The organism is Streptosporangium nondiastaticum (genome assembly GCF_003011965.1).
GTDB classification, from domain to species: Bacteria; Actinomycetota; Actinomycetes; order Streptomycetales; family Streptomycetaceae; genus Streptomyces; species Streptomyces nondiastaticus.
Window position 1 is genome coordinate 1 of record NZ_PXWG01000193.1, and the last position, 9,930, is coordinate 9,930.

The following is a 9,930-nucleotide window of genomic DNA, read 5'->3' on the forward strand; positions in this document are numbered from 1 at the left end:
CGCCCCCACCGGCATCACCGCCCCGCCCCCCGACTCCGGCCTCCTCGGCCCGGACGTCCCCGCCGACGGGGGACTCGCCGTCACCGTCTCCGCCGGCGCCTCGCTCTTCGACGGCCGCTACGGACTCGCCGGCCGCGCCCCCCGCCTCCTGCGCACCATGCCCGTCTTCCCCGACGACGACCCCGACCCGGCCTGGTGCCACGGCGACCTCGCCGTCCAGCTGTGCGCCGACAGCCCCGACACCGTGCTGCACGCCCTGCGCGACCTCACCCGCCACACCCGCGGCGCCCTGCAGATCCGCTGGCGGATCAACGGCCACAACCCACCGCCCCGCCCCTCCGGCGCCCCCCGCAACCTCTTCGGCTTCAAGGACGGCACCTCCGGCCCCGACCCCCGCGACGCCCGCCTCATGGACCGCCTCGTGTGGACCGGCCCGGACGCCGGCGAGCCGCCGTGGACCGCCGGCGGCAGCTACCAGGTCGTGCGGCTCATCCGCATGCTGACCGAGTTCTGGGACCGCATCCCGCTCTCCGAGCAGGAGCGCGTCATCGGCCGCAGTCGCGACACGGGCGCGCCCCTCGACGGCGCCCGCGAGACCGACGCGCCCCGCTACGCCCACGACCCCACGGGCGAGGTGACCCCCCTCGACAGCCACATCCGCCTGGCCCACCCCCGCACCCCCGGCAGCGAGGCGCACCGGCTGCTGCGCCGCTCGTACAGCTACGACCGCGGCACCGACAGCAACGGCACCCTCGACCAGGGCCTGCTCTTCTGCTGCTACCAGCGCGACCCGGTGCGCCAGTTCACCGCCGTGCAGAAACGACTCGCCGGGGAGCCGCTGACCGACTACGTCACGCCGTTCGGCGGCGGGTACTTCTTCGCCCTGCCCGGCGTGCGGGACCGCGCCGACTGGTACGGCCGCGCCCTGCTGGCCTGAACCGAAGGAACGAGACCACATGACCCGTACCCGTACTCACACCCGTACGAGACGGAGCGCCGCCCTCGTCGCCGCCTTCGCCACCACCGCCGTCCTCGCCGCGTCCCCCGCCACCGCCACGTCCCCGCCGCCCGGCGACTGGGCCCCGACCGAGTCCCCGGTCGAGCACCTCGTCGTCATCTTCGACGAGAACGTCTCCTTCGACCACTACTTCGCCACCTACCCGCACGCCGCCAACACCGACGGCACCCGCTTCACCCCCGCCCGCGGCACCCCCGCCAAGGTCGACAACCTGCGCACGGCCGGCCTCCTGCGCCACAACCCCAACCAGTACCCGCCGCGCCGGCTGTCCGCCCGCCAGGCCCTCACCTGCGACCAGAACCATTCCTACGGACCGGAGCAGTACGCCGCCAACGGCGGGAAGGCCGACAGGTACGTGCAGAACACCGACTCCGGGAAGTGCTCCGGCCGGCTGTTCGGCGAGCCCGGCCTCGTCATGGACTACTACGACGGCAACACCGTCACCGCCCTCTGGAACTACGCCCAGCACTACGCCCTGAACGACCGCTCCTTCAGCACCACGTACGGGCCGTCCACGCCCGGAGCGCTCAACCTCGTCTCCGGGCAGACCCACGGCGTCGTCTCGACCGACCCCGCCTCCGGCACGGAGCGGCCCGAGCGGACCCCCGAGCCCGACCGCCGCGTCGTGACCGCGCCGGACGCCGACGGCGTCGGCACCGTCGTCACCGACCCCGAGCCCGCCTACGACGACTGCTCCAACAAGGACCGCACCGGGCACAGCCCCCTCGCCGAGATGACCGGCCGCACCATCGGGGACGTGCTCACCGACGAGGACATCTCCTGGGGCTGGTTCCAGGGAGGCTTCCGCCCGAGCACCCCCTGGGACGGCAGGCCCGGCCATCACGCGCGCTGCTCCGGCCGCACGCACACCAACACCGGCGGCGCGCGCGTCGTCGACTACCTCCCGCACCACGAGCCGTTCCAGTACTACCGGTCGACGGCCAACCCGCACCACCTCCCGCCGCGCTCCGTCGCCGAGATCGGCCACGCCGGGCGGGCGAACCACCAGTACGACCTGACCGACTTCGACGCCGCCCTGCGCGCGGGCCGGCTGCCCGCCGTCAGCTTCCTCAAAGCCCCCGCCGCGCAGGACGGGCACGCGGGCTACTCCGGGCCACTCGACGAGCAGCGGTTCCTCGTCGAGTGGATCAACAAGATCCAGAGCGCGCCGCAGTGGAAGGACACCGCGGTCGTCGTCGCCTACGACGACTCCGACGGCTGGTACGACCACGCCTACGCGGCGCCGCGCAACGGCTCCCGGCTCGCCGGCAAGGGCCCGCACGGCAAGCCCCTCGACGGGCCCGCCTGCCGGGCCGCGCCCGCGGCCGCCGGCGGGCACGAGGGCCGGTGCGGGCCGGGGCCGCGGCAGCCGCTGCTCGTGATCTCCCCTTACAGCAAGGTCAACGCGGTCGACCACACGCCGACCGAGCAGACGTCCGTCCTCGGGTTCATCGAGTGGAACTGGGACACCGAGCCGGTCGGCGGCTCGTCCTTCGACACCCGCGCGGGCTCGCTGCTGGGCATGTTCGACTTCGCGCACCCGAACGGGAAGCGGGTGCTGCTGAACGCGGACGGCTCCGTGCGGTCGGTCGGGAACATCCGCACGGTCGACCCGGTCGTGACGGAGATCGTCGACGGCGACGCGCCCGCCGAGGAACCGGCCGAGCCGGAACCGGTCGCCTTGGCGGCGGGCGGGGCGGCGACGTGCGGGGCGGCGGCGCTCCTGCTGCGCCGCCGGGCCCGACGCACGGGGCGGTAGCGCCGCTACCTCTGGGCCGGGATGCCCGCCAGGCCGTCCGACAGGAGCGCGCGGAGGAGGGCGGCGTCCGCCGGCGGGAGCTCCGCCGCGAAGCGGGACAGGACGACCTCCCGGTCCGGGACGCCGTCGAGGATGCGGCACATGCGCCGCGCGGCCAGGCCCGCCTCGTCCGTGACCGGGGCGTACGCGTACGCGCGCCCGCGCGGGGTCCGGGTGAGGACCTCCTTGCTGAGGAGCCGGGAGAGGATCGTCACCACCGTGCTGTACGTGAGCTCGCCGGACAGCTGCGCCTGCACCTCGCGCGGGGTCAGCGGCCCCTCGGCCCGCTGCAGGGCGGCGAGGACCTCGCCCTCCAGGGCCCCGTTGGCGCGGCGTCGGGGGAGGCGCACGACGACGGGCGGTGTGGCTGTTTCCATGGCGTTCCGGCGGTCCTTCGCTTGTTTCGCGGGGTATGACCCAAGATTTAATGCTTTTACAAGGAAGTAAGACATTACGCTATGGGTGCGCACCCCATAGGGTCGAGCGGTGTTCGAACGACGAAAAGGGCGACGAAGAGGGGCGCGTGCCACGCATGCCCGGAAACCATCCGCTCCGGCCGGCCGCCGGTCCTCCGGCCCTGCCCGCCGTAGACGCGCCGCCCCCCGCAAGCGCGGCCTCGCGGGCCTGAGCGCGCTGCGCTGGCCGCGCCGGCTCCGCCCCGTCTACCCGCGCCCGGGCCGGCAGGGCTGGCGGCGCTGGATACCGTCGTGGCGCCAGGTGGCCGGGCTCTGCTCCTCCGTCGTGGGCGCCGTCGCCGTCCTCGTTGCGATCATGTACGCGCGCACGGACATACCCGCCGACCTCAACGCCTTCGCGACCCAGCAGGACAACGTCTACTACTGGGCCGACGGCACGGAGATGGCCCGCACCGGAGAGGTCAACCGGCAGGACACCGACCTGGACAAGGTCCCCGAGAAGGTGCGCTGGGCCGCGCTCGCCGCCGAGAACGAGACCTTCTACTCCGACAGCGGCGTCTCGCCGAGCGGCATGGTCCACGCCGTCTCCAAGATGGTCACCGGCGGCAGCACCCAGGGCGGCTCCACGATCACCCAGCAGTACGTGAAGAACGCCTACCTCAACCAGGAGCAGACCTTCACGCGCAAGCTCACCGAGATGTTCATCGCGATCAAGCTGGACAACCGGATGAGCAAGGACGACATCCTGGAGGGCTACCTCAACACCAGCTGGTTCGGCCGCGGCACGTACGGCATCCAGCGCGCCTCCCACGCCTACTACGGCAAGGACGTCTCGCAGCTCAACGCGAGCGAGGGCGCCTTCCTGGCCTCGCTGCTCAAGGGCGCGGGCCTCTACGACCCGTCGCTGGGCCCGAAGAACCACGAGCGGGCGGTGGAGCGCTGGAACTGGATCCTCGACCGGATGGTCGCCATCGGCAAGCTGCCGAAGGAGGAGCGGGCCCGCTACACCACCTTCCCGGAGCCGAAGGCGCCGCCCAAGCCGGCCGGCCTGACCGGGCAGACGGGCTACCTGGTGGAGACGGCGCGGCAGTACGTGAGCGCGCACACGCCCGTCACCGAGAAGGACTTCGACCTGGGCGGCTACCAGATCCGCACGACCTTCGAGAAGCCGTCCATGGCGGCCCTGACGAAGGCCGCCGAGGAAGTGAAGGGCCGGCTCGACCCCGGGAAGCGCGACGCCGACAAGGACGTGCGCATCGGCGCGGCCTCGGTCACCACCGACGGCCGCATCGTCGCCCTCTACGGCGGCCCCGGCTACCTCCAGCAGGGGTTCAACGACGCGAACTCGTCCGTCGTCCCGGCGGGCACCGCCTTCACGCCGTTCGTCTACGCGGCCGCCCTGCGCGACGGCGTGCAGCTGGAGCGCGGCAAGCCCCGTACGCCCGTCTCCCCGGCCACCGTCTACAACGGCGACAACAAGGTGAGCCTGCGCACGCCGGAGGGCCCGTACTGGGACCGCTCCGGGAAGATCGTCAAGGCGGTGAACGACGGCGGCAAGTCCTGGGGGAAGGTGACCCTCAAGGAGGCCGTCGCACAGTCCGTGAACACCCCGATGATGCAGCTCGGCATGGACGTGGGCCTGGACCGGGCGGGCAGGGCCGCCGTCGACGCGGGCCTGCTGGAGAGCAGCCTCGGCACGAAGCTGCCCGCCTTCTCCCTGGGCACCGCGACCCCCAGCGCCATCCGCATGGCCGGCGCCTACGGCACCTTCGCCGCCCGGGGCCTGCACAGCGAGCCGTACTCCGTCGACCGGCTCAGCCGCAACGGCAACGAGGTGCCCGTCGAGAAGCCCAAGGCCGAGCGGACCCTCCCGCAGACCGTCGCGACCGCCGTGGACGACGCCCTGCGGGAGGCGGTCCGGCGCGGCACGGCGACCACCGCGAAGGCGGCCGGTGACGTGGCCGGCAAGACCGGCACGGGACAGGGCAACAAGTCCGCGTGGTTCGCCGGCTACCGCGGCAAGGTCTCGACCGCGGTCTCGCTCTCCCGCATCGACCCCAAGACGCAGGAGCTGCTCCCGCTGGACGGCCTGGGCGGCGCCCCGAAGGACGCGGCCGGCAGCACGTACCCGATCGACATCTGGACGAAGTACATGACGGCCGTCAAGCAGAAGTGACGGAGGGGGCCGGGGGTGCGCCCCCGGCCTACTTGACGAGCGTGGCCCAGTCCGGCGACTGCGCCGGGTCCAGGCCGCGGAACTTCGCCAGGACCTTCGGGTCCTGGACGTCCAGCCAGTCGGCGAGCTGCTTGAAGGACACGCAGCGCACCCCGTCGCGCTTGCAGACCGCCTTCACGACGTCCTCGACGGCCTTCATGTAGATGCCGCCGTTCCAGTCCTCGAAGTGGTTGCCGACGAACATCGGCGCCCGGCTGCCGTTGTAGACGCGCTCGAAGCCGTTGAGGTAGCCGTCCCGGGTCAGCTTGCGCCACTCCGCGTACTTGGCGGGGTCGCCCTTGGTGTTGTCACCGGACTGGTTGTAGAGGAAGTTGAAGTCCATCGACAGGACCTGCTTCTCGCTCTTGGGGTACGGCAGCAGCTGCAGCGGGAAGTTCCAGATGTTGTTGATCTTCGACGGCCAGATCTGGAAGTCACCGGGCGAGCTCGCGTCGTAGCGCCAGTTGAACTGCTGCGCCGCAGCCAGCATGTTCTTCTGCCCCTCCAGGCAGGGGGCGCGGCCGCCCACCAGCTCCTTCTTGAAGTCGAAGGGCAGCGGCGGCAGGCTCGTCAGGCCCGTGTTCGTCTTCCAGTTCTCGACGAAGGAGTACGACTGCTCGATCTCGCTCTTCCACTCGGCGACGCTCCATTCGCCGCCGCCCTTGCCCCCGCAGAAGTGGCCGTTGAAGTGCGTGCCGATCTCGTTGCCGTCCAGCCAGGCGCCGCGCAGCTGGACCAGGGTGTCCTTGATGTGCGGGTCGGTCGCGAAGGATATCGCCGCGTCGCCCGGCTTGTGCTGCGGCGGCTTGTACAGCGACGCCTTCGACTTCGGCAGCAGGTACATGCTGGTGAGGAAGAACGTCATCTTCGCGTTGTTCTCTTTTGCCACTTCGCGGAAGTGCGAGAACTGGTGGTCGTCGCCCTCCAGCGCGCCGTCCCAGGAGAACACGACGAACTGCGGCGGCTTCTCGCCCGGCTTCAGCTTCTCCGGCTTGGGCTGGTTCGGCTGCGGGCCCGTGTAGGACGTCGAACCGTCCCCGAGCACCCTGACCTTGCCGTCCCACTTCTCCTCGGGCTTCTTGCCGTCCTCCGCGCCGGCCTCGCCGCCGGCCGGGCTCTGCGCGGAGCCCGGGGAGCCCGGGGCGGCCGACGCGGAGCTCTTGCCGCCGTCCTTCTTCTCGTCGGCATCGCAGGCGGTCAGGCCCATCGCGAGCGCGGCGACGGCACCCGCGGTGACGAGAGCCGTCGTGCCGCGCACGGTCCTTTTCGACAACTTCTTACCCCCTGGCGCCAAAACAGATGTTCTCCGCCAGTATCACAGGTCTCCCTGTGAGTCCCATCAGCCCCTCTGAACGCTTCCGTAACGGAGTGCGGGATGGTCCGCGACCACCGTGCACGAGCCCGGCGCGATCTCCGTGAAGCCCGCGTCCCGCACCACCGGCAGGCCGCTCGCCGACAGTTCCGGCCAGTGCGCCGGGTCCGCCGTCCGCACCGCCAGCGCGAAACCGGCCGCGCGCCAGGCCGCCCGGGCCGCGTCGTCCAGCCCCCACCACGCCAGCTGGGCGCCGTGCCCGGCCTGCGCCATGGCCTTGCCCGCCGACATCTCCAGCTCCGGGCTCATCCACAGCACCGGCAGCGCGGGGTCCGGCTCCGCCGGGGGTTCCGGATCGTCCAGGTCCGTCCCCGACACCTGCAGCTTCACGAGCTCCTTGGGCCAGCCGTCCAGGGGCACCGGCGGGAAGACCCGCACCTCCGCCCGCTCCCCGGTCACCGTGATGCCCGGCAGCGCCGACGCCTTGCGCCACTCCGCGCCGCGCGCCCTGCGCACCACCTTGCGGATCCGCGAGTCCTGCCAGTCCCGCACGGCCTGAGCCCACTCGCCGTCCTCCCCGCCGGGCCCCGTCCCGGCGGCCGCCCGCTCGTCCGACAGCAGCGTCAGCACGGCGCGCGCCGCGGTCTCCAGGGCATCGGTCCGGGCGGGCGGGGCGTCCTTCTCGATCCGGACGACGAGGGGCAGGACGAACTGGGGTGCGTCAGGGCTGGTCACGGCCCCCAGTCTGCCAGCCGCCCGGCGGCGCCCTTAAGCTGCCCGGATGAGACTCACGGGGGTGGGCCGCCGCTACGGGCCCGGCGGGCCGTGGATACTCCGCGACCTCGACCTCGACATCCCCGGAGGCACCCTGCTGCGGGTCGAGGGCGCCAACGGCAGCGGCAAGTCCACGCTGCTGCGGCTGCTCGCCGGCATCGACGCCCCGAGCGCCGGCCGGATCACCGGCCGGCCCCGCACCGCCTACGTCCCCGAACGCTTCCCCGCCGCGCTGCCGATGACAGCGGGCGCCTACCTCACCCACCTCGGCCGCGTCCACGGCCTCGGCCGCGCCGCCGCGTCCCGCGGGGCGCGGGAGTGGCTGGAGCGGTTCGGCGCCGGTGCGTACGCCGGCACGCCGCTGTCCGAACTGTCCAAGGGCACCAGCCAGAAGGTCGCCGTCGCGCAGGGGCTGATGGGCACGCCCGGGCTGCTCGTCCTGGACGAGGCCTGGACGGGCCTGGACCGCGCGTCGCGGGGCGTCCTCGACGCGGCGGTACGGGAGCGGGTGGCGGGCGGGGCGCGGGTGGTCTTCGTGGACCACGATCCGGGGAGACTGGCGGGGGAGCCGTGCGCGGTGCTGCGGCTCGGCAACCACTCAGCCCGTCCGGCGTTTGAGGACGCCGCGCGTTCAGCGCGGCAGCCCACGATGCACATCGTCGTCGAACCACCGCCCGGAGCCGTGCTCCCCGCCGGCCTCCCCGGCGTGCCGGAGCCGTTGAGCGACGGCGCCATCAGACTGACCGTGGCCCGGCCGCGAACAGATGACACGCTCCGCATCCTCCTCGCCGCCCAGCCCCCGTGGCACATCCGCTCCGTAACGGAGGCCCCGCACCCGTGACCGCCCTGCTCCGCTACCAGGCCGCCCTCCTCCTGCGCTCGCACCGCTGGCTGCCGCCGCTGCTGCTCTACGGCGGCTCCATGGCCGTCGGCGTGCAGAGCGGCCAGCCGGTGCTGGACTGCGCCGGGTGGGCGGCGGCCACGCTGCTGCCCGTCACCGCGTGGCTGGTCCGGGTCTGCGTGACCAACGAGCCGTCCGCCGCGCGGGACTGCACCGCCGCCGCTGCCGGCCCGTGGCGCGTGCACCTGGCCGCGGTCGCCGTCGCCCTGGGCGCGGCGCTGCTGCTGGCCGCGGCCGGGACGGGGATCGTCGCGGCGGTCGGCGACCCGCACACCGCCGACCGGCGGACGGTGGTGCCCATGGGGTCCGCCACCGCCGCGGGGCTGGTGTGTGCGGCGGCCTGCGCGCTGCTCGGCACGGCGGTCGGGGCGCTGTGCAACCGGCCGCTGCTGCGCAGCACCGCGTGGGCCGTGCCCGCGACGCTGCTCGCCACGGTCGCCGTGCTGTTCGCCGGGGCGTCGCCCGCGAACGCGGCCGTGACCGGCCTGGTCACGGGGTCCCGTACGGGCGTCGTGCACGTACCGCTGCTGCCGCTCGCCGCCGCGGCGGCCCTGGCGGCCGGAGCCGTCGCGGTGGCCTGCGCGCTCGCCGCCCGGCGGACGTAGGCGAGGATGGAGACATGAGCGACCGCAACGACGAGGCGTTCGCGGACTGCGTGCAGTGCGCGAAGCCCACCGAGTACCCCGCCGACCGGCCCGGCATCACGCTGTGCCCCGTGTGCGAATGGCAGGAGGCGCAGCGCACGGCCTGCTCCGGCTGACCCGCCGGGCACGGGCGCGTCCGTCAGCGGGCGGCGATCAGGTCCGAGACCCGGACCAATTCGTAGCCGCGGGCCCGCAGTTCCGGCACGATGCGCCGGACCGCCTCCTCCGTGGCCGGCGCGGCGCTGTGCGTGCAGTGCATGACCACGACCGAGCCGGGCTTGACCTGTGCCAGGACCTGGTCGGCGACGGGGCCGGACTTCTTCGCGAACGCGTCACCGCTGATCACGTCCCACTGCACGGCCGTGACCTTCGTGGGGGCTATCTCGCGCAGGACCGCGTCGTCGTGACACCCGCCGGGGAAGCGGAAGTACGGCACGGTGTGCTCCACGCCCGCCTTCCGGAACGCGGCGGAGGCCCGCTCCACGTCCTGCCGCGCGGAGCCGGGCGCCACGGCCGGGAGGCCGTAGCAGGGCGTGGAGAACGCGTGGTGGCTGTACGAGTGGTTGGCGACCTCGAAGAGCGGGTCGGCGCCGATGGACTTCGCCTGGTCCGGGTACTGCTCGGCCCACTTGCCCGTCATGAAGACCGTGGCGGGCACCTTCAGCCTCCGCAGCGTCGCGACGAGCTCCGGGTTGTCGAACCGCTCCCCGCGCGCGGCCCGTCTGTCCTGATCCGCCGTCATGTCGGCGTCGAAGGTGAGCGCGACGCGCTTGGCGCCGTCGCGCCGGCCGTGCGAGAAGACCGGGGTGGTCCCGCCGGGGCCCGGGGGCAGGGTGGGCGCGGCCAGGGGCC

10 protein-coding genes are annotated in these 9,930 nt (G+C 73.2%); 6 read left to right on the top strand and 4 right to left on the bottom strand.

The window, feature by feature from the left end; translation table 11 throughout:
- Window positions 1-937, top strand: a 937-nt coding sequence (locus B7P34_RS33435) for a Dyp-type peroxidase (protein ID WP_106681925.1), incomplete at its 5' end; no start/stop codon positions are given.
- A 19-nt stretch (window positions 938-956) separates the two neighbouring features.
- On the top strand, window positions 957-2,777 hold the full coding sequence (locus tag B7P34_RS33440; protein WP_106681926.1) for a phospholipase C: 1,821 nt from the start codon (window positions 957-959) through the stop codon (window positions 2,775-2,777).
- 5 nt (window positions 2,778-2,782) lie between these two features.
- Here the strand turns inward: B7P34_RS33440 and B7P34_RS33445 are convergent, their stop codons facing one another.
- Window positions 2,783-3,193, bottom strand: coding sequence for a BlaI/MecI/CopY family transcriptional regulator (locus B7P34_RS33445; protein WP_106681927.1), 411 nt, complete (start codon window positions 3,191-3,193; stop codon window positions 2,783-2,785).
- 340 nt (window positions 3,194-3,533) lie between these two features.
- On the opposite strand from B7P34_RS33445, the gene B7P34_RS33450 reads away from it, so the two are divergent.
- Window positions 3,534-5,408, top strand: coding sequence for a transglycosylase domain-containing protein (locus B7P34_RS33450; protein ID WP_223268495.1), 1,875 nt, complete (start codon window positions 3,534-3,536; stop codon window positions 5,406-5,408).
- 28 nt (window positions 5,409-5,436) lie between these two features.
- Here B7P34_RS33450 and B7P34_RS33455 read toward each other — a convergent pair whose 3' ends face one another.
- Both B7P34_RS33455 and B7P34_RS33460 read right to left on the bottom strand, forming a co-directional pair.
- The gene (locus tag B7P34_RS33455; protein ID WP_223268496.1) at window positions 5,437-6,720 is read right to left on the bottom strand and encodes a hypothetical protein; all 1,284 of its coding nucleotides are present in this window, start codon (window positions 6,718-6,720) and stop codon (window positions 5,437-5,439) included.
- A 66-nt stretch (window positions 6,721-6,786) separates the two neighbouring features.
- Window positions 6,787-7,494, bottom strand: a complete 708-nt coding sequence (locus tag B7P34_RS33460; protein ID WP_223268497.1) for a peptidyl-tRNA hydrolase — start codon at window positions 7,492-7,494, stop codon at window positions 6,787-6,789.
- A gap of 46 nt (window positions 7,495-7,540) precedes the next feature.
- Between B7P34_RS33460 and B7P34_RS33465 the strand changes: the two genes are divergently transcribed.
- From B7P34_RS33465 to B7P34_RS37845, 3 genes are read left to right on the top strand one after another with little or no spacing between them, the layout of a single operon-like run.
- A complete protein-coding gene (locus B7P34_RS33465; RefSeq protein ID WP_106681930.1) occupies window positions 7,541-8,374 on the top strand; it encodes an ABC transporter ATP-binding protein in 834 nt (277 codons plus the stop codon).
- Window positions 8,371-9,039: an ABC transporter gene (locus B7P34_RS33470; protein WP_106681931.1), complete on the top strand. Its 669-nt coding sequence runs from the start codon at window positions 8,371-8,373 to the stop codon at window positions 9,037-9,039. The genes B7P34_RS33465 and B7P34_RS33470 overlap by 4 nt, the downstream gene beginning before the upstream one ends.
- Before the next feature lie 14 nt (window positions 9,040-9,053).
- Window positions 9,054-9,194, top strand: coding sequence for a hypothetical protein (locus tag B7P34_RS37845; RefSeq protein WP_189383256.1), 141 nt, complete (start codon window positions 9,054-9,056; stop codon window positions 9,192-9,194).
- A 23-nt stretch (window positions 9,195-9,217) separates the two neighbouring features.
- On the opposite strand, the gene B7P34_RS33475 is transcribed toward B7P34_RS37845, so the two are convergent.
- Window positions 9,218-9,930 (bottom strand): polysaccharide deacetylase family protein (locus B7P34_RS33475; RefSeq protein WP_223268498.1); only part of this gene is annotated, 713 nt, incomplete at its 5' end.